The sequence below is a fragment of the Stieleria neptunia genome (genome assembly GCF_007754155.1).
GTDB lineage: Bacteria > Planctomycetota > Planctomycetia > Pirellulales > Pirellulaceae > Stieleria > Stieleria neptunia.
Genome location: NZ_CP037423.1, coordinates 10,762,861 through 10,783,142, shown reverse-complemented (window position 1 = coordinate 10,783,142; position 20,282 = coordinate 10,762,861). Strand labels below are relative to the sequence as shown.

Here is a 20,282-nt window from a genome sequence, read left to right as displayed (position 1 = left end):
CTGATCCATGTCGGTTAATCAGCAAACCGTTGAAGAAACCAAGGCGCAGATTCGCGGCTTGGTGAACGAGATCGCGGCGCTCGCCAAGAGCGGCGCGACCGCCGAGGAGTTTTACCCGGAGCTTCTCAGCCGAATCATCACGGCCCTGGCCGCCGCGGGCGGTGCGATTTGGCTGCTCGACGACGACAAACAACTGAAACTGCAGTACCAGATCAACGCCGAGCCGTCGATTTTGGCGACCGACACCGATGATGCGGTGCGTCACTCGCGGCTGATCAGCCGCGCCGCCAATGCCGGCCAATCGGTTTTGGTTCCGCCCTACAGCGGCACGACCGATGGCGACGCCGAGGGAAACCCGACACGTTACTTGTTGGTGCTCGGTGCGCTCGCGCACGACGGCCACAAGGACGGGTTGATCGAAGTCTTTCAGCGACCCGACACGGCGCCGGAGACTCAGCGAGGTTACCTGCGTTTTCTCGAGCAAATGTGCTCGTTGGCGGCGGAATGGCTGCGCAGCCAAAAGCTGCAAACGCTCGGTGATCGCCAAACGCTCTGGCAACAAGCCGATGCCTTCGCGCGGGCGGCCCACGAATCGTTGGATTTGAAAGAAACAGCCTACGTGGTCGCCAACGAAGGACGCCGCTTGATCGGCTGCGACCGCGTCAGCGTGGCGATCAAAAAAGGCGGCAAGTGCAAAGTCGAATCGATCAGCGGCCAGGACACGATCGAGAATCGGTCGAACATCGTTGCCGCCCTGAACAAGCTGGCCACGCGAGTCTGTGCCGCCGGCGAGCCGCTCTATCACGACGGTGCGACCGAGGACTTGCCGCCCCAAATCGAAGAAGCGCTGGAAGATTACGTCGACCAGTCCTACGGCCGAAACATCGCGGTGCTGCCGCTGCGTGAACCGCAGCGCAAGCTCGGCGCGGAGGAAGACAGCGGTGCCGCCGGCGAAATCGATCGCGACGACGCACACCGCGGCGAAGTCATCGGCGCGTTGATCGTCGAGCAGATCGAGACCGACATTCCCGAACAGATTTTTCGGCAGCGTTGCGACTTGGTCTATGAACACGGGACGCGGGCGATCGCGAATTCCCAGTCGCACAGCAATCTATTTCTGATGCCGATTTGGCGAGCGCTGGGCCGGGCGACGTGGATCTTGCGTGCCCGAACCCTGCCCAAAACCATCGGCATCGCCGCGTTGGTCCTGGCCGTGATCCTCGGCCTGACCTTCATCAAAAAAGATTTCAATCTCTCCGCCGAAGGCAACTTGGAACCCACCGTCCGTCGCCAGGTGTTCGCGGCGATCGATGGCGAAGTCATCGACGTCTTGGTGCAACGCAACAGCAAGGTCACCAAGGGGCAAGAGTTGGTCCGGTTACGCAATCCCGAAATCGCGATTCAGTTGGAAGAACTCGAAGGCCAGCTTCGCAGCACGCTGGCGGAATTGAGGAAGGTCAAGGGCCAGCAATTCGGTCAACTCGAACCCGCCGATCGCACGGCGTTGCAAGGTCAGGAGTTCGAACTGGAAACCAAACTGACTTCGTTGCAACAGAAACTGAAACTGCAACGCGAGCGAGAATCGCAGTTGACGATCCGCGCCCCGATCGACGGTGTGGTGACCACCTGGGATGTGGAAGAAACGCTTCGTAGTCGACCGATCATGACCGGCCAAGTGCTGATGGAAGTCGCCGATTTGACGCAGCCTTACTCGCTGAAACTGGAATTGCCCGAAAAACGCGAGGGGCACCTGGACGCCTACGTGATGGAAACCAAAGAGACCGAGTCGCTCAAAGTGACCTACATTTTGGCGACCGACCCGACCATGGATTCTCTCGACGCCAGCTTGCCGATGGACAGCATTTCACCGCGGGCCGAGGCCCACGAGGAACACGGCGCGGTGATCCCGATGGAAGCGCTGCCGGATCCGGAACCCTTACGAGCGCTGAAACCCAGCCCGGGGGCTTCGGTGATCGCCAAAATCCACTGCGGTCGGGCCTCCAGCGGGTTCGTCTTTTTCCACGAAATCTGGGAATGGCTCTGCAAGTTCTTCTTCTGATCCGATCCTTCCCCATCATCTGTTCGGCTACTCAATCACAGATCATCGATTCAATGATAAAACGAAACGCATTCTTCTTCGGCACCCTTCTTGGCGGCGTGATGGCCATCGCCTTTCAAGTCGCGCCGGCATTCGCACAGTCCGCAATTGAATCCGACGCTGGCATCTTGGTGGAAGACTGCATGGTGCGGTTCATCAACAAGACCAAGGTCCCTTCGGAGACGCAGGGCAAGCTGACTCAATTGACCGTCGAAGAAGGGATGTCGATCAAAAAGGGCGATGTGATCGCGATCGTCGACGACAAGCAAGCCCGGCTGGCGCTCGAACTGAAAGAGGCCGAGGAGCTGGTCGCCAAATTGAACGCACAAAACGATGTCAATAAACGCGACGCCGTGCAAAGCGAGGTGATCGCACGCCAGGAGGCGGCGGCCTATCGCGATTTGTACGCCAAGGGTGCCGCACCCCAATTCGAAATGCTGAAAAAGCAGGCTGAAGCGGACCGTGCGATCCTACGCATCGAATTGGCCGATCTGAATGAGAACACCGCGATGGCGGAATACATTGCCAAGCAGATCGGCACCAAACTCGCCCAGTCGGATATCGAAATGCGAACCATCCGCGCCGAATTCGACGCCTATGTCGAAAACCGATTCGCCCAACTCGGTGAATGGGTCCAGCCGGGCAGCCCGATCGTGGAACTGGTGCAAATGGACTTCGTTCGCGTCGAAGGGCGTCTGGACGCGTTTCGTTACGCCGGCCAAATTCAAAAAGGTGCCGACGTCAAAGTCGAAATCACCGTCGGGGGAACGAGTTCGAATCCCGTCACCCGGACCTACGTCGGCAAGATCGACTACGTCAGCATGGAACTTGATTTGAACAACAAGCACCGCATCTGGGTCAAAGTCCCCAACGAACGCGACGGCGACGATTGGTTGATCAAGCCCGGCATGCGGGCCACGATGCAGATCGCGCCGCCCACCGCAGCCGGCGGGTTGTTTTAGGTTTTAGGTTTCAAGTTTCAAGTTTCAAGTTTCAAGTTTCAAGTTTCAAGTTTCAAGTTCTCAGAACTCCCCTTTCGGGTCCCTTGTCGAAATAGATGGCCACACTTGCCGAATCACTCGTCAGCAGTTCGTCGCGCCCGCTCACGGTGCGCAAACGTCCTGATTTGACGTCCAGTCGACATCGCTATCAGGGGACGGGCTACTGGGTCCTGAAGGAACCCGTGGGGTTGCAGTACTTTCGTTTTCACGACGAAGAGTTCTTCATCCTGAACATGCTGGACGGACACGTCAGTTTGCAGCAGATCAAGGACGGATTCGAACAGCGATTCGCCCCGCAGAAGATCACCTTTGGCGATTTGCAACAATTCATCGGCATGCTGCACCGCAGCGGGTTGGTGATCAGCAACTCGCCGGGCCAGGGCAAGGCGCTCCGCCATCGCGGGCGGAAGAAAAAGAACAAAGAGATGATGGGCAAGATGGCCAACGTCTTCGCCCTTCGGTTTCGCGGCTTCGACCCCGAACGCATCTTGAATGCGATCTTGCCGTGGTTCGGTTGGATGTTCACCGTCCCGGCGTTGCTGTTCTTCATCGGGCTGTTCGTGGCCGCGTCCTTGATGCTGGCGACGCAATACGAAACGGTCTATTCGCGGCTGCCGACGTTCCAGCAATTTTTTGCGGCCGATCGTTGGCTGATTCTGGCCGCGACGATGGCGATCGTCAAAGTGTTGCACGAATTCGGGCACGGGCTGAGCTGTAAAAAGTTCGGCGGGGAGTGTCACGAGATCGGTTTCATGCTGCTGGTCTTCACGCCCTGTCTGTACTGCAACGTTTCCGATTCATGGATGCTGCCCAACAAGTGGAAACGGGTCTGGATCGGCGCCGGCGGGATCTATGTCGAAATGATCTTGGCCTCGATGGCCGCCTTCGTGTGGTTTCTGACCGAGTCGGGGACGACGCTCAACGATCTGTGCTTGAACATGATGTTCTTGAACGTCGTCAGCACCATTTTGGTCAACGGCAACCCGCTGCTGCGGTTCGACGGGTATTACATCCTGATGGACATGCTGGAGATTCCCAACCTCCGCCAGAAAAGCACCGAAGTCCTGAAACGCTGGTTTCAAAAGACCTGTTTGGGATTGGAACTGCAAGACGACCCGTTTTTGCCGACGCGGGGGCGCGTTTATTTTGCACTCTTTACCATCGCCAGTGTGATTTATCGCTGGGTCGTGGTGTTCTCCATCTGTTGGTTCGTGATCAAGGTGCTTGAACCCTACGGATTGGAGGTGATCGGCCGGATGGTCGCGGTGATCGGTTTTTCGGGACTGGTTGCTCAGCCCGTGATTCAAACATGGAAGTTCTGTCGAACTCCTGGGAGACTTTCGAAAGTGAAACGTTTTAATGTGATGATCACACTGTCGGTCGTCTCGGTGATCATCGCCGCGGTGTGTTTCATCAAGCTTCCGCACCACGTGGATTGCGCCTTTGAGATTCGACCGACCGAAGCGGGACGGGTCTACGCGGGCAGTGTCGGGCAAATCGTCGACACCGTGTCTCCCGGTCAAACGATTCAGGCCGGCGAGACGATCGCGGTGCTGAAGAACCCGGACCTTGAAATGCGAATGAAGGACCTCGAAATCGAAGAGGCCGTCGCGAAGGTTCAACTGCAAAAACTGGCCGACCGAGTCTTCTCCGATCGATCACTCGCCGCACAACTCGAAACACAGCAAGAAATCCTGGACTCGCTCACCGAACTGAAGAAGAAAACTCAGGTCGAACTCGACAGACTGACGATCACGGCGCCGATTTCCGGCATCGTCATCCCGCCCCCGCGGCGCCCCGAACAAGACCGAAACGACGGCCAGCTTCCGTCCTGGTCGGGGTCTCCCCTGGAGCTGTGCAACCGCGGTGCGATGCTGACGTCGGACGACCTGCTTTGCGAAATCGGCAACGCCGATGACTTCGAAGCGATCTTGGCGATCGACCAAGGCGACGTCCAATTGGTTCGCGAGGGCCAGTCGGTCGACATGAAACTCGATTCGCGGCGACTGGAAACCTTTTCGGGAACGATCAGCGAAAAGTCGCGCGAACCGCTGCGGATGACGTCGACGTCGATGTCCAGCCAAACCGGTAGCGACTTGCAGACCGAGATCGATCCGGCGACCGGACAGGTCAAACCGCGGAGTGTGACCTACCAAGCGCGCGTGCCGTTGGAGATCCTCGATTCCGATCTGCCGCTGCGGCCCGGATACCGCGGCAGTGCCAAGATCCACGTCGACAAGAAATCACTCGGACAACGACTTTGGAGGGTGATCGCCAAAACCTTTAACTTTGAGTTTTGAAGCGATGATGCAATCTGTCTTGCCCGCTCGCTCCCATTTCCCTATTTACACTCTCGTTTTTCCTAGTCGACGCACTTTGCCTCTAGTTAACTCATTGCATCGACCATGAACTGAATTTCCGTCGCGGCTCGGTTTTCGTGGCCGATCACGGCCGTTAGGATGAATTCCTCGCGGTGTCGCGATCGGTGAAAACCGAACCCAAAATCGATCTTTCCCCTTTTTGAGCGATCCGTTTTCTGCTTTGGATCACGATCGCGACCCTAACCTTTGTGGAGAACTCTCTTCGATGGCTGATGAAACCAAGAAACCTGAAGCTGCAGCACCACCGGCCGAACAAGCGCAGACGCAACAACCCGTGCAAGTTCAGGTGAACGACAGCAACACGTTGGCGACCTATGCAAACTTCTGCCGCGTCACCGGATCGCCGGAAGAGCTGATCGTTGATTTCGGTCTCAACCCGCAGCCGATCGGTGTGCCGAAGGAGCCGATCGAAGTCAAGCAGCGGATCATCGTCAACTTCTTCACCGCCAAGCGTCTGCTGGCCGCGTTGCAAATGTCGATCGCCCGTCACGAAGCCGTCTTCGGCGTTCTGGAAACGGACATCAACAAGCGTGTTCGTCCCGGACTGGCGCAACAACAGAGCGCTCCGCAAGCCGCACCGGCTCCCGCAGCCGAGTAGTCGGTTTCTGGCGGATCACCGCCCAGAGCTCAAAAAATCTTCAAACCGCGTGCCGCGCGATTCTCGGCACGCGGTTTTTTTGCGCCCCATCGGTTACAACGGTCGTTTCCCGAACCGTGCCGGCCTGGTGTTTTGTCACCGCCTGATTCGAGTATCGTGGTCGCATTTCTGACGTGTCCTCTTCTTGTCCGAGCCCCGATCGATGCAATACCCGCTCAACCTCAGTTTCAAACTCTTAACCTTTGGCCAACGGATCGTCGCTTCGGACGCCGACGGCAACGTGCTGATGTTCATCAAACAAAAGATGTTCAAGCTGAAGGAAAAAGTCGAGATCTACAACGACGAAAAGCAGTCGCAGTTGATCTTTCGTATCGAAGCCGATCGGATGTTGGACTTCTCGGCCAACTACAGCTTCACCGACGCCGAAGGCAATCCCTGGGGATCGGTCCGTCGCAAGGGGATGCGATCGTTGTGGGCGGCGCACTACCAAGTGATGCAAGAAGGCCAGGTCGACATGGAGATCCGCGAAGAGAGCCCGATGAAAAAGGTGCTCGAGAGCATTCTCGGCGAGATTCCGATCCTCGGCTTGGCTGCCGTCTATCTGCTCAATCCCAGCTACATCGTCTCCCGCCCCGACGGGACGCCGTTGTTGAAGCTGACCAAAAAACCGGCGCTGTTTGAGGGCAAGTTTGTGCTCGAAAAGCTCAACGACATGCCCGAAGACGACGAGCTTCGTTCGCTGATGGCGCTGTTGATGCTGGTGCTGCTGGAGCGCCGTCGCGGTTAATCGCGGGCCCGGGGTTTGACGATCAATCGTCGACCACACCGATCAACAAGTTTCCGAACAGGGCCGCATCGTCTTTGGTGATTTGACGCGATGCGTTGCAGGTCACGACCATACGGTGTGGCTGGGGCGGCGCAGTCACGATCGCGGTGATCGTCCGCGGGGTGAAGGGGTCACCGTCGGGCGGGTACGCGACGACGTCATTGTCCCTGCTTGTCCGCCACTGTCCGTCAGGCGTTTTCCAGCGTACCGACAGCCTGGTCAATCCGCGGCCTTGCTGGACCACTTGCACCTGAATCATGTAGCGGCGATTCGGCTCGGTAGGGAACGTCGCGATGCCGCTGGCGTCCTCCGCCGCGGTGATCGTCACTTGGCCGTCGCCGAGCACCACCTCTCCGCGTGGATCCCCGTTGCGCGTTTCCCAGACCGGTTGAAGATCGAGCACGCTGGCGCCAATTTCTGCGTCGCCGGCCGCTGCCGTTGGATTTGAGTCTGGTGGAGCCGATGGTTTTGTTTGCGGCGGAACCTTTGACGCGGCTTTCTGCGTTGCGTCCACGACGACCGACTTGATCAATCGGGAAATGCCCGGGATCTGCGTCTCCCAGTGCGGATACGTGTCCTTGCCTTGCCAGAGCGACTCCTCACCGGCTTCGGGCCACCAGCGGCCCTGTTCGCCATACAGCCAGACCAATCCGTCGCCGGATGCGATCGCAGCGTTCAGGTTCCGTTTCAGCAGTGCCAGCCGATCGGACCGAGTGGGCTCGAGCGTGTATCGGCCGGCAAGATCGGGATGGATGGCATCCAGATAGACCGGGAATGCAACGCGGACTTGATTGCTGTATTTTTCTCGATTTGCGCCGGAAACCAGTTGAACGCCTCGCTGGCGGACGGCTTGGGCACAACGTTCAAATTGGCCGGCCGAAGTGAACCAATATCCGTTTTCGCAGCCATCGATCAGGGTGATCGAGGGTGGGAGCACATCCAACCAGCCGTCGACCAGTGCCGGCAACAGACCATACGCATGACCGGCCAAACACCACTGGGCATCGCTGCGACCGACCGGGGAAGGCCCGCGATGGTGGTGGTCTTCGATCAAGTAGCTGAGCAGGAAGAACGTGCAGATTTCGGCATCGGGAAACTCCGCCGCAATCGCCTTCATCATCTCGCGGCCGCGGCGGCGGGTAGCGATTTGATAGTCGGCAAAGTCGTGCTCCGTGGCAGCCGCCTGTCGTGAATACTGAAATTGTCGGTGCGGATGCGTGTAGGGTTCAAAGTCCAACAGCAGCCCGCGCAACCCTGCTTGACGGGCCAAGCGCGCGGCGATGCGATAGTGGTCGACGATCGTTTGCCAGCCGTCATTGTCGAACCAATCCACAGCCCCGGGATTGGCCTTGAGCAACAGATAGTTGTCCGGCATCGATTCTTTGGAAACGGCCGCAGCGGCTTCGATCGATCGCCGGACATCCAACTGACTCCAGTCGTCGGTCCCATGCGCGGTGGCCAATGGGTCCGGATTTCCTGAATCGGCATGCAGCGTCAACACGCAACCGGTCAGCGGCAATTCGCCAGGCATCTTGTCCAGATCGCGGGCGAACTGCGCGACGGTCGGCGCGTTCCATCCGCAAGTGATGATCCGCGGCGAGGGGGGTTGGGCACTCGAGGCGGAAACCCAGACGAGCCAGAGGACAAGGAATGTTTTTCGATGGACCATCCGTTGATTGTAATCCGTTCGTCTCGACCCGGGTTCGCGCTCGCCCTGTGACGCACAACAGGGAACGGCGTGCCGGCCGAGGACTTATTTCCTCACCGTGCTCATGCCCCCGTCGACCCCCAGCGTCTGGCCGGTGATCCACGGTCCGTCGGTCAATAAATAGTGGCTCATCGACGCGATATCGTCGATGGTTCCGGTGCGACCGAGTGGGTACCGCGCGGCCATCGCCTGCTCCTTCTCTTCGTCGCCAAAGAACTGGCTGGCCAACGGGGTGTCGACCAGCGCCGGCGCGACGCAATTGACACGGACCTTCGGTGACAGTTCGGCGGCCAGTGTTCGGGCCAATCCCTCGACGCCGGCTTTGGCGACGGCGACCGAGGCGTGGAGGGGGATTCCCATCTTGACCGCCACGGTGCTGAACAGCACGACGCTGGCCGCTTCCGCAGCCCGCAGCCCCTTCATCGCAGCCTGGATGCACTTGACCGCACCGACGACGTTCAACTCAAAATCCTCCCGAAACGCTTCCGGCGCGATGCCTCGAAACGATCTCAATCGGATCGACCCGGGACAGTAGGCCAGCCCGCGGATCACCCCGGGAAGCAGCTCGCCGGAAACCTCGTCTCGGGTCACGTCGATTGCAACATGCTTGACGTCGGGCAAGACTCCGGCGTGCTCCCAGGTCCGGCTCAGGACGGTGACCGCGCGGCCCTCTTCGACAAGCCGTTTGACGATCCCCAGCCCGATCCCGCTGCTGCCACCGACGACGACAAACTCACCTTGATTTAACTTGTTACTCAATTTTGATCCACCGCGGATGTGAGAGCTTTTGTCCGTTGCCGCAACCCCGGCGGGTAACGGGGTGAAGCATGTTTTTTAGCGGCAGGGCGCGAGCGGGCAGTCGATTTTGTGAGCCGCGACGCGTAAGCGGCCGGGCACTGCGAAGCTGCCCGAGGCCTTACGGCCAGCGGCTCACCAATGACTCAGCAGAGCCAGACGAAAACGACAGCCCGCTTGCGCCCTGCCGCGAAAACCTCGTCAATCACACGAAAGAAATGCTTCACAGGGTTACCCGACGGGGCCGGGCGATTGGGGAAGCGTAGCGGGACGGCAATGGATGTCTCGGGCCACAAAAAAACCCCGCGAGCGTGGCTCACGGGGTGTCTGGGTCTTTCTCAGCATTGATGCTGCCGTGCAACGACGGCAGCGATCGATCTACTCGCGGGGGCGAATGGCACCGGTCAGGCCGCTGTAATCAACGCGGTCGGTGTTGTGCCACAACGGCTGTCCGCGTTCCACTCGGCTACGCAGCACTTCAATCTTTTCGGCGCTTCCGGCGGGAGCGTCGGTCGGCGAGAATCGGTCGTCTTCGTGGGGCACGAAATCTTCATCGTGTCCGTAACGAAGGATCGCTTCGAAGACGTTCTTGCATCGGGACATGTCTTTCATTTGGTTCCGCTCACTCTCTTCTGTAGGGGTTCGACAGCTATGTCTGAACGACTTTGGTGCGTCGGTCCTGGCAGACGCACGTGATTCGTTAACAGTCACTTTTTGTTAACAGTAACTTTTTGCCCGCGGGCACTTTTTCGCGCAACCCGGGCTGGGACGAGGGGATTATTCACGTCGCTTGACGGGAGTCAAGAAAATTGTCGGGTGGTCCCACTCCGCCGGCCAACCGGCAGCGGAGCAGGAATGCTTCACTTTGCGGGCCCCCGCAAGTCGCCTTGATCGCCGCCGGATCGACCCGCCGGCCGGGTCCAAAACGGCGTTCACGCCCCCTTCACGCGTCAAGGGGGCAGATCTTAACATAGGCGGCCCACCGCGGTGGATCAATTCACCGGCAGATCGTCAATGGGGCAGCGTACAAAATGACACCTCTGGTGAGCGTCACCTTGCCGACTGTGGAAAATCGGTGCACAATCGCTAGGTTTTGGATCGCGCGGACGAGGAAAAAAAGTTTCAATTTTTTCTTTGTCGCGTTTTCTTCGGTTCGACTATTTCGTAGCGGTGGTGCCAGGTATGTGGGTTCAGCGAACATTGACGCTTCCGGCCAAGCCACGAGGGTTCCATCTGGTGACCTCGGAAGTCATGGACGGTGTGCCCGAGATCGCGACGGTTCAGACGGGCCTGCTGCACGTGTTCATCCAACACACCAGCGCCTCACTGACGATCAATGAGAATGCCGACCCCGATGTCCGTGTGGATTTCGAGACGGCGATGAACCACGCCGTCCCCGAATCCCTGCCCTACGTGCACACGCTCGAAGGCCGCGACGACATGCCCGCCCACGTCAAAGCGAGCATGATGGGGGCCAGCGTCCAGATCCCGGTCGGTGGCGGACGGTTGCTGTTGGGCGTCTGGCAGGGCATTTACCTTTGCGAGCATCGCAATCACGGCGGATCCCGGCGACTGGTGTTGACCCTGACGGGCGACGCTGTGAAGCATTCTTAGCGGTAGGGCGCGAGCGGGCTGTCGTTTTAGTCGGGATCTGCTGGGTCAATGGTGAGCCGCTGGCCGTAAGGCCTCGGGCAGCGTCGCAGTGCCCGGCCGCTCACGCGTCGCGGCTCACAAAAACGACAGCCCGCGAGCCCTCCGGTGTTTTGGCAAAGAGGAACAACCGGAGGGCTCGCGCCCTGCCGCTAAAACCTTGAAGAAACACAGGGGGAGAATGCTTCACAGCGTTGCCAGACGGGCCGCTGATCGGGCGGCCGGCCGATCAGGGGATCAGCTCGGTGCCGACGTGTTTGGGCACGTCGGCCTGGCTGCGGATCATCGAAGCGACCAGAGCCGTCCAGCCGGTCTGGTGGCTGGCGCCGAGCCCCTTGCCGTTGTCGGCATGAAAGTACTCGTAGAACAGAATCAAGTCGTTCCAGGCGGGGTCGTCGCGATAGCGTGATTCGTCGCCGTGGGCCGGCCGGGCTCCGTCCTCGTCGCACTCGAACAGCGAAATGCAGCGGCTTTCCAATTCCCGAGCGACTTCCATCAGCGTCATGCTCTGCCCGCTGCCGGTCGGGCATTCCACCCGAAACGACTCTCCGTAAAACGCGTGGTAGCGTTTCAGCGATTGGATGATCAGGTAGTTCATCGGGAACCAGATCGGCCCGCGCCAATTGCTGTTGCCGCCGAACATTCCGCTTTCACTCTCGCCGGGCACGTATTGGACTTCGTGATGTTGGCCGCCGAAGTCGAACACGAAGGGTTCGGCGCCGTGGGCGGCGGACATGCTGCGAATGCCATAGGGAGACAGGAACTCGGTTTCGTCCAGCATCACGCTCAGCAAGCGACGAAACCGGTCCTCGCTGGGGATCGCCAACAGGCGTCGCGTGATCTTAGTCTCCTCGGGGTCTTCGCCCTCCATGTACGTCATGTGTTGCGTCAGGTCGGGGCGGCTGTTCAAGAACCATTTCATCCGTCGCTTGAAACCGGGCAACTTGTCGATGATGTGTTCTTCCAGAATCACACCGGTTGTCAGCGGCAGCAGCCCGACCAGCGAGCGCACGCGGATCGGGATGGATTGACCATCGACGAACAGGTGGTCGTAATAAAACCCTTCGGTTTCGTCCCAAAGCCCCGAGCCGTCCATGCTGTTCATCGCCTCGGCAATCGCGATGTAGTGTTCAAAGAACTTGCTGGCCATGTCGCCGTAGGCTTCGTTTTCGTCCGCCAGTTCGATCGCCATCCGCAGCATGGTCCCGCAATAGAACGCCATCCATGCGGTCCCGTCGGCCTGTTCCAGATGACCGCGCGGCAGCGGTTTGCTGCGGTCGAACACGCCGATGTTGTCCAAACCGAGGAAGCCACCGGAAAAGATGTTCTTGCCACGCGGGTCTTTGCGATTGACCCACCAGGTGAAGTTCAACAACAGTTTTTGAAACGCACGGGCGAGGAACAGTTTGTCACGTTGGTGTGGCGGACCGCTGGCCTTGTAGACTTGCCAAACACCCCAGGCGTGGACGGGCGGATTGACATCGGCGAGATGCCATTCGTAGGCAGGGATTTGGCCGTTGGGGTGCATGTACCATTCGCGCAAGAACAAGATCATCTGATCTTTGGCGAATCCATAATCCAGGTGCGCCATCGGCACCATATGAAAGGCCAGATCCCAGGCGGCGTACCAGGGATACTCCCACTTGTCGGGCATCGAGATCACGTCGCGGTTGAACAGGTGACGCCATTCGCTGTTGCGCCCCTGCTTGCGGATCTCATTGGCCGGCGGACCGTTGGGATCACCGTCCAGCCAGGTCCGCACGACGTAATGATAGAACTGTTTCGTCCACAGCAGTCCGGCATACGCTTGGCGGATGACCGGGCGGCGGCACTCGGCAACCGAATCGGGGATGCGTGTTTCATAAAACGCGTCGGCTTCGCGCTTTCGCGACTCAAAGATCGCGTCGAAGCGTTCGCCCAACGCGGCCGACGAAAATTTCGCGATGTCGCCGCCACAGTCTTCCTTGATGATCGGCTCTTGGCGGCCGGACAATCGCATCTTGATCGTCTTGGTCACACCGGGCAGCACCAGATCCAGCCCGTAGGCGGCGCACTTGGTCCCGCGTTGATCCGGGTTGACGGTTTTGACTTCGCCCTTGACGACGTATTGGTGGAACGCGTCTTTGTAGTATTCCGATTCCGACGGCAGATCGGGGTGGCGGACGGCGTTGGTTTCGTTGTCGGTGAACAGCCACGCCCAGGTTTCCGGGGTGCCCATGCAATCGCAGGCGAACCAGAATTCGTCCAGCGATTCGTGAAAGCATTTGACCACGTCGCCGACCAACTTCATCGTCGGCCGGGTCGTGCAGCCTTCGTCGGTGCATTGCCAGGTCCACGTGTTGCGAAAGAACAACTGGGGCAACACATGCAGCACGGCGGGTTGCGGGCCGCGGTTGGTGATGTTCAGCCGGATCAGGACGTCATCGGGACCGGCCTTGGCGTATTCGACTTCGACGTCAAAGTAGCGAGATTCGTCGAACACGCCGGTATCGATCAATTCGAATTCCGGTTCGGTGCGTTCCCGGCCGCGCGACACATCGACCAATTCGTCGTACGGAAAGATCGCGTGCGGGTACTTGTACAGCGCCCGCATGTAGCTGTGCGTCGGCGTGCTATCGAGATAGTAATAACACTCCTTGACGTCTTCGCCGTGGTTGCCTTCGGGGCCCGTGACGCCGAACAGGCGTTCCTTGAGAATCGGATCGCGACCGTTCCACAGGGTGACCGAAAAGCACAATCGGCCTTCGCGGTCACAGAGCCCCAGCAACCCGTCTTCGCCCCAGCGGTAGGCCCGACTGCGGGCGTGATCGTGGGGAAAGTAGCTCCACGTCGCGTCACCGCCGTCGCTGTAATCTTCGCGAACCGTTCCCCATTGTCGCTCCGACAGGTAGGGCCCCCATCGCTGCCAATTCTGAAGGCGTTTGTCGCTTTCGTCTAAACGTCGGTCTTCGGCAGTCATGGGCAGCGGCTCCGGGCGTGTGGGCTTGGTTTGCAAACGGTGAAACGGTCGTCAACGAAGCCGACGGCGCAGTAGATCTTGTTATCGATCCCCGGCCGCAGGATCTTTCACAAGATCCACGACCCGATCATGGAACTGCGGCGATCGACTACGCCTCGTCGAGCAAGTCGACCGCGGCAAAGGCCTTGCCTTCGAGCATCGCCAGGCTGGCACCGCCGCCGGTGCTGACATGGCTGACCTGGTCGGCGAAACCCAATTGGTCGACCGCGGCGGCACTGTCACCGCCGCCGATGATGCTGATCGAATCGCTATCGGCGACCGCTTGGGCGACGGCTTTGGTCCCGGCGTCAAACGGCGGCTTTTCAAACACTCCCATCGGGCCGTTCCAGACGATCGTTTTGGCCGAGGCCAGGATTTCGGAATACTTGGCGCTGGTCGCCGGTCCGATGTCCATGCCTTCAAAACCGTCCTTGATTGCGCCCGCCGGAACGACTTCTTTGTTGCATCCCGCGGGGTCCCCGAAATCGTCACCGCAGTGGGTGTCGACCGGCAGCACCAATTTGTCGCCGCCTTTTTCGATCAGTTCTTTGGCCAGATCGACCTTGTCCTTTTCGACCAGGCTGTTTCCGACCGCTTCGCCCTTGGCCAACGAAAACGTGTAGGCCATCGCGCCGCCGATCAGCACCGAATCGCAGATTCCCAGCAAATTGTTGATCACGTTGATCTTGTCGCTGACTTTCGCACCGCCCAAGATTGCCACAAACGGTCGCTCGGGATTGGCGATCGCGTCGCTGAGGTATTGAATTTCTTTGGCGACCAGATGGCCGACGACCCGCGGCTTGCCGGCCATCGCTTCGGGCACCGCGACCATCGAGGCGTCCTTGCGGTGACAGGTTCCAAAGGCATCGTTGCAATAGGCATCGGCCATCGCGGCGAGTTTGCCGGCAAATTCGGCGTCGCCTTTCTTTTCACCCTCGTTGAAACGCAGGTTTTCCAGCACCAGCACGTCGCCGTCGGTCAGTGCGGCCGCTTTCGCCGATGCGTCGGCCCCGACGGTGTCACTGGAAAACGCGACGGTTTTGCCGAGCAGTTCGCCGAGACGTTTGGCGACCGGGGCGAGCGAAAATTTTTCGACGTCCGACGGCTCCCCCTTGGGTCGCCCCAGGTGGCTCATCAAGATCAGCTTGCCGCCACGATCGATGACGCTTTTGATGCTCGGCAAGGCCATGCGGATGCGTCGGTCATCGGTAATCGTCTGGTTCTCATCGAGCGGGACGTTGAAGTCGACTCGCATCAGCACGGTTTTGCCTGCCACGTCAACTTGGTCAATCGTTTTCTTCGCCATCGGTCGTTCGGGTGTAAGGGGGTTGGAGTTACCTGCATTGCTGGATGCGATTATCGAGATCCGGTCTGCAGTGTCGAGTCCCGGCAACTTGAAGGAATCCGGGGAAGAAATCCGGAATCCCCGGCCCGATTTCCGGGTGGGGGCCTGGGAAAATGCTTGGCCGGGAGGGCGCCGCGGTTTTCGCTCAACTCCTTCACCGACAATCGCCGAATTCTAATCCGGTGGACATGGTGGCCGATTCGGCCCCTGGCTCCGAACGCAACACGGGGATTTTGGTGGCCAAGACGACGGGACACACGATCGCGCGCCTGCGGCACGTCTCCGCTACCCCCGCCTCGCGGTCGTGCGCCCGTGCAGTGTGCGCCCGGGCAGTGCTGGTACTGCTGACGGTTTGCTGGGCGATCGGCGATGCGCCCTCTGTCGCCGAAGGTCCGGCCGGCAAATCACGCTACCGTTCGGCCACCCACGGTCGCTCGACCGCAGACGATCGCGGCGACGGGAATGATGCCGAGCGGAATTCCAACCTCTTCGGGTTGCGTTCGCTGTGGGGCGGAAACTCGGACGGCACGTCATCGCGCGGGGATGAATTGCTCGATGCGCTGCCGATGGACCGGCTGACCACGCACGCCAAGGTCAAACTGGCCGGGGTGACCGAGAAACCGACGCTCTATCGGCGTCTGCCCACCCAAGCGATTCGCTGTGACGAAGAACTGTTTCTGTTTCTGACCCGAAAACCCGAGGCGATCATCGGGATTTGGGATTTGATGGGCATCACCAACGTCCAGGCGACCCGAACGGGGCCGTACCAACTCGACGCGGTCGACGGCAGCGGCACGACCTGCCAGATCGATCTGCTCTACGGCGATCGCAATCTGCACGTCTTCATGGCCGACGGGATGTACGACGGCAAATTTGTGCAGAAACCGATTCTCGGCAAGGGCGTGTTCGTCTTCAAAAGCACCTATGCCGTCGCGGCCGACGGATCGACCACCGTCACCGGCATCCTGGATTGCTACATCAAATTCGAGAGTCTGGGGGCCGACATCATCGCCCGTTCCCTGGGCGGACTGATCGGGAAATCGGCGGACCATAATTTCGTCGAAACGGCAAAGTTCATCAGCCAAATTTCCCAGGCCTGCGAGAAAAACCCCGAGGGGATGCTGGAAATGGTCGACCGCATGCCACAGATCGACGCCCAAACCAAGGCCGAATTCGCCCGCACGATCATCAACGTCTCGCAACGATACTTGGCAAAAACGCTGCCGACGGCCAAACTCGTGCAGGACCGTGGCATCCAGGCGACACAGCGATAACGCCAACGATCGGCGGGCGACCGACCGAGGGCGATCGCCATTTCGCAGTCGACAGTCTCGCGGTGCGACATCTCCTCTCCAGAGTGGTCTCCGATGAGCAATGGCATTCTTCCCAAGTCGCTGTTTTCGTTTCTCCGCAAGCTGAAACGGAACAACAACCGCGACTGGTTCGCCGAGCACAAACAGCTGTACCAGCAGAATGTGCTGGGGCCGGCCGTCGAACTGGTCGCGCGGCTGGAAAAACCGCTCGCCCGTTGTGCCCCGATGCTGCACGTGTCGGCCAAGGCGCACAACGGATCGGTGCTGCGGATTTACCGCGACACACGGTTCGGCAAAGACAAAACACCCTACAAGACCAACGTCGGAATCTCGTTGCGGCACCAGGCGGGAAAAGACGTCCACGCCCCGGGAATTTACCTGCACCTGGAACCGGCGGAGTGTTTCATCGGGGCCGGCACCTGGCGACCCGAAAGCAGCGCCCTGGCGTCGATCCGGGCCGCCATCGACGCCGATCCGAAAGCCTGGAAACGGGCCCGCGACAACAAAGCGTTTCGGGCAGATTATGAATTTGTCGGCGAAAGTCTGAAAACCGCCCCCCGCGATTACCCCAAGGACCATCCGCTGATCGAAGACCTGCGCCGCAAGGACTTCGTCGCGATCGCGCCGCTGAGCGAGGCGGAGCTGACCGGCGATGCGATCGTGGACTTGATCATCCAGCGGGTCAAACAGGCCCGACCGCTGATGCGTTTCTTGTGTGATTCGATCGGCGTGCCGTATTGAACCGGCCGTGCTACCCTATACGCTCCTCGGAAGCGACCGCTTCCGCATCTCTACTACCTAGCCCCGTCCGTTGTATCGTGAATCCAGCTGCTGATCCCGAACCGAAGCCGATCCCGCCGGCCGATCTTGAGGTCAAAGACGCGCAATTGATTTTCAATTCCGTCTGGAAAGAATTGGAGTTCGAAAAAGGGAAATTGAACCTCCGGTTTCCCACCGAGCTGATCTTGCTGGGGGGGGCCCCGGGGGCCGGCAAAGGCACCAACACCGATTTCATTCGGCAAGTCCGCGACATCACCGCCAAACCGATCGTCGTCAGCGAGCTGCTCAATTCGCCCGAAGCCAAGGCGATCAAAGCCCAGGGCGGCATGGTCGGCGACCGTGAAGTCGTCTCGCTGGTGCTGCGAAAACTGCTCGAGCCGGAATTCCAAAACGGCGCCATCCTGGACGGATTCCCCCGCACCAAGGTCCAGGTCGAATGCCTCAAGGCGCTCTATGACCGGATGAAATCACTCCGCCGCGAGTTGATCGACAACCCGAACGTCGAACACATGAAGCCGCCGGTGTTCCACATCATGGTGCTGTTCGTCGACGAATCCGAGAGCGTCAAACGCCAGCTGTCGCGGGGACGCCAAGTCATCGCGCACAATGAAGAGGTCGCCCGCAGCGGGATCGGCGAGCTGTGGGAAGAACGGGACACGGACTTCAACGAGGCCCTGGCGCGCAACCGCTATCGCGTGTTCAAGGAAAAAACCTACGACGCGCTGGTCTCGCTGAAACAGATTTTCCACTTCCATTTCATCAACGCCCAAGCCGACCTGGTCGTTGTTCAAGAAAACATCCTCAACGAACTCGAGTACCAAAGTTCACTGGAACTCGATCCGCGAACGTTTCACGCCATCGGCGACATCCCGCTGGCCAGTGACATCGTCCAACACGCACGCCGTGATTTGGTGCGACGTCTGGACACGTACGAATACGACCACGGCGAGATTTTCCATGCGGTCGTCGAATTGATCGAAGCCAAGTTGGTCCCGATCATCCTTCGGCACGCCATTTCCGGACGCGCCACGATCAGCAGCGAAGACGAAATCTTGGACAATCCGTTGGCGCTACAGATGTTGATCGACATCTTTTCCGAACGCGGCTATCACGCGATGATCGATGTCCGCCGCCGAGCGATCCCCGAACAAGTCGACTTGCAGACCGGCACGATTACCTGCTGCCAAAAGAAGGTTTATCGAATCGCGCTGTACTTCAAAGGCAGCGAAATCCGCCGCGGCTAGCGGGGACAAGCTGGTTCGCCTGGTTTGCTGTTTACAGGCACGATCCCTCGGGACGTCGATTCGATTGCTACAGGATTTGGCAACCGATTGAGATTCTCTCCCGCTGGGAAAGACGGCGTTTGCGCAGCAAGCAAACGCCAGAGAGGGCCGGCGCTGTGAACGCGGCGAACACTGCCGGAAGAACAAGTGGCGTAAGCTTCCAGCTTGCGACCCCTGCACCGCAAGGTGCACACCTCAGCCACCCATTGCCCTTCGCTGAACAACTGCAGTCACCACTGCTTCGCTATTCCTCGACCGACTCGTACACGACGACAGCAAGCTTTTGGGCAGACAAGAGAATGTCCTCCGGCGCTGTGAGTGCACGTGTTGTTGACGTAGTGCTGCAAGCAATCAGACGCCCCGATTGATCGTGCAAGGCTGCGTGGGTAATCGCCGAAACTCCTTTGACTCGCTTGATCGGCTCGAACTCGACGGCCGATTCCCACAGATCAAACCTCACGCTTTCACCACCGACATTGGTTTCCAAGACTTCTCGTTGTCGCGTCGAAACGTACAAGTCGTATTCGGCGGCCCCCTTGATCCGCAGGTGAGTATTACGGTTTTTCTCGACGGGATCATCAACGGAAATGTCGGCCAGCAATCGCAGCTCAGCATGATCGTCTGCTGGGGCAACATTGGAGTTCGTTTGCTTCAATTGACTGATCACTTTCCCAGAACGGCCGACCAGGGACGCTGTCGCTGCCCGGTCAATCGGGTGGGTGCCGATGCGTTTGTCTGATTCATAAATGACGATTTGGAATTTAGTCGCCGTCAAGAGCTTTTCTTTGGGACCTCTGACGACCAGGCTACCGAGTTGCAGGGGCGTCTCCGACGGCTCCAAGTTGGCCCCTTGATTGCAGCATCCGACGAGCTGGCCGTCGTGATTGTAAAAAGCGCAGTAGTACTTGGCATTTAGCGTGAAATCGTTTTGGTTGGTGATATCGACCAGCGGATTGATGCACCATTCTTTGCCCACCCACGGGGCGCACGAGATCCGAACGCGGTAATTCATGCTGCCCGCTATCTCAAATTCGAGGCAGTTTTGACGATCGTGCGCAGATGGGTTGAACGTCCCATCGGCACGGATCATTCGAATTGATTTGTCGGCCGACTCCAGCGAAACAATCGCGACGTCACCAAACGGCCCACTGTCGGCTTCCGATTCCAATGCGGTGGATGCCGGACCTGACGCCGGCGTCTTAGAAACACTCCGCGAATCGGTTTTGCCACAGCCGATCAACGAGCCAGCAACGACGAGCAACAATGGAATGAACGGGTTGAGTTTTGATTTCATGTGAATCCAACGGAGAAAGAGGGGCGCTTGCTAGCGCAAACACGAATGAGCGAAAACCCGAAGTTGCTGTCCGTGCGATGGGCAAGAAACAACAGTGGCGTAAGCTTCCAGCTTGCGACCCCTGCACCGCAAGGTGCACACGTCCGCACCTACTGTCCTTCGTCAGACAGCGACAGGTTTGCCTCAGGCAGATTTTACCGGCTGTATCGCCT

At 59.1% G+C, this 20,282-nt stretch carries 15 protein-coding genes; 9 read left to right on the top strand and 6 right to left on the bottom strand.

The features are described from left to right. The first annotated feature begins 7 nt into the window (after nt 1-7). The 5 genes from Enr13x_RS36890 to Enr13x_RS36870 all read left to right on the top strand — a co-directional run bounded on the left by Enr13x_RS36890 (nt 8) and on the right by Enr13x_RS36870 (nt 6,865). The gene (locus Enr13x_RS36890; RefSeq protein ID WP_145391907.1) at nt 8-2,059 is read left to right on the top strand and encodes an efflux RND transporter periplasmic adaptor subunit; all 2,052 of its coding nucleotides are present in this window, start codon (nt 8-10) and stop codon (nt 2,057-2,059) included. 53 nt (nt 2,060-2,112) lie between these two features. Then, the gene (locus tag Enr13x_RS36885) at nt 2,113-3,060 is read left to right on the top strand and encodes an efflux RND transporter periplasmic adaptor subunit (RefSeq protein ID WP_197455650.1); all 948 of its coding nucleotides are present in this window, start codon (nt 2,113-2,115) and stop codon (nt 3,058-3,060) included. 95 nt (nt 3,061-3,155) lie between these two features. Then, nucleotides 3,156-5,399: an HlyD family efflux transporter periplasmic adaptor subunit gene (locus Enr13x_RS36880; protein ID WP_231744008.1), complete on the top strand. Its 2,244-nt coding sequence runs from the start codon at nt 3,156-3,158 to the stop codon at nt 5,397-5,399. Nucleotides 5,400-5,685: 286 nt separating this feature from the next. Further along, the gene (locus Enr13x_RS36875; RefSeq protein WP_145391905.1) at nt 5,686-6,078 is read left to right on the top strand and encodes a DUF3467 domain-containing protein; all 393 of its coding nucleotides are present in this window, start codon (nt 5,686-5,688) and stop codon (nt 6,076-6,078) included. A 202-nt stretch (nt 6,079-6,280) separates the two neighbouring features. Further along, entirely contained in the window at nt 6,281-6,865 is a 585-nt protein-coding gene (locus tag Enr13x_RS36870) for an LURP-one-related/scramblase family protein (RefSeq protein ID WP_145391904.1), read from the top strand. Between the two features lie 22 nt (nt 6,866-6,887). On the opposite strand, the gene Enr13x_RS36865 is transcribed toward Enr13x_RS36870, so the two are convergent. The 3 genes from Enr13x_RS36865 to Enr13x_RS36855 all read right to left on the bottom strand — a co-directional run bounded on the left by Enr13x_RS36865 (nt 6,888) and on the right by Enr13x_RS36855 (nt 10,019). After that, nucleotides 6,888-8,573, bottom strand: coding sequence for a hypothetical protein (locus Enr13x_RS36865; protein ID WP_145391903.1), 1,686 nt, complete (start codon nt 8,571-8,573; stop codon nt 6,888-6,890). 84 nt (nt 8,574-8,657) lie between these two features. Then, nucleotides 8,658-9,371, bottom strand: coding sequence for an SDR family NAD(P)-dependent oxidoreductase (locus tag Enr13x_RS36860; protein ID WP_145391902.1), 714 nt, complete (start codon nt 9,369-9,371; stop codon nt 8,658-8,660). 414 nt (nt 9,372-9,785) lie between these two features. Continuing rightward, nucleotides 9,786-10,019 (bottom strand): hypothetical protein, encoded by a 234-nt coding sequence (locus Enr13x_RS36855; RefSeq protein ID WP_231744007.1) that lies wholly within the window; start codon nt 10,017-10,019, stop codon nt 9,786-9,788. 570 nt (nt 10,020-10,589) lie between these two features. On the opposite strand from Enr13x_RS36855, the gene Enr13x_RS36850 reads away from it, so the two are divergent. Further along, nucleotides 10,590-11,021, top strand: coding sequence for a secondary thiamine-phosphate synthase enzyme YjbQ (locus Enr13x_RS36850; protein WP_145392891.1), 432 nt, complete (start codon nt 10,590-10,592; stop codon nt 11,019-11,021). A gap of 265 nt (nt 11,022-11,286) precedes the next feature. Here Enr13x_RS36850 and Enr13x_RS36845 read toward each other — a convergent pair whose 3' ends face one another. Next, nucleotides 11,287-14,016, bottom strand: coding sequence for an MGH1-like glycoside hydrolase domain-containing protein (locus Enr13x_RS36845; protein ID WP_145391901.1), 2,730 nt, complete (start codon nt 14,014-14,016; stop codon nt 11,287-11,289). Nucleotides 14,017-14,164: 148 nt separating this feature from the next. Then, entirely contained in the window at nt 14,165-15,361 is a 1,197-nt protein-coding gene (locus Enr13x_RS36840; protein WP_145391900.1) for a phosphoglycerate kinase, read from the bottom strand. Nucleotides 15,362-15,636: 275 nt separating this feature from the next. On the opposite strand from Enr13x_RS36840, the gene Enr13x_RS36835 reads away from it, so the two are divergent. From Enr13x_RS36835 to Enr13x_RS36825, 3 genes are all read left to right on the top strand, one after another. Next, nucleotides 15,637-16,674, top strand: coding sequence for a hypothetical protein (locus Enr13x_RS36835; RefSeq protein WP_145391899.1), 1,038 nt, complete (start codon nt 15,637-15,639; stop codon nt 16,672-16,674). Nucleotides 16,675-16,767: 93 nt separating this feature from the next. After that, nucleotides 16,768-17,454: a DUF2461 domain-containing protein gene (locus Enr13x_RS36830; protein WP_145391898.1), complete on the top strand. Its 687-nt coding sequence runs from the start codon at nt 16,768-16,770 to the stop codon at nt 17,452-17,454. Between the two features lie 77 nt (nt 17,455-17,531). Continuing rightward, on the top strand, nt 17,532-18,737 hold the full coding sequence (locus Enr13x_RS36825) for a nucleoside monophosphate kinase (protein WP_197455649.1): 1,206 nt from the start codon (nt 17,532-17,534) through the stop codon (nt 18,735-18,737). Nucleotides 18,738-19,020: 283 nt separating this feature from the next. On the opposite strand, the gene Enr13x_RS36820 is transcribed toward Enr13x_RS36825, so the two are convergent. After that, on the bottom strand, nt 19,021-20,070 hold the full coding sequence (locus Enr13x_RS36820; protein WP_145391897.1) for a hypothetical protein: 1,050 nt from the start codon (nt 20,068-20,070) through the stop codon (nt 19,021-19,023). Between the last annotated feature and the right edge of the window lie 212 nt (nt 20,071-20,282).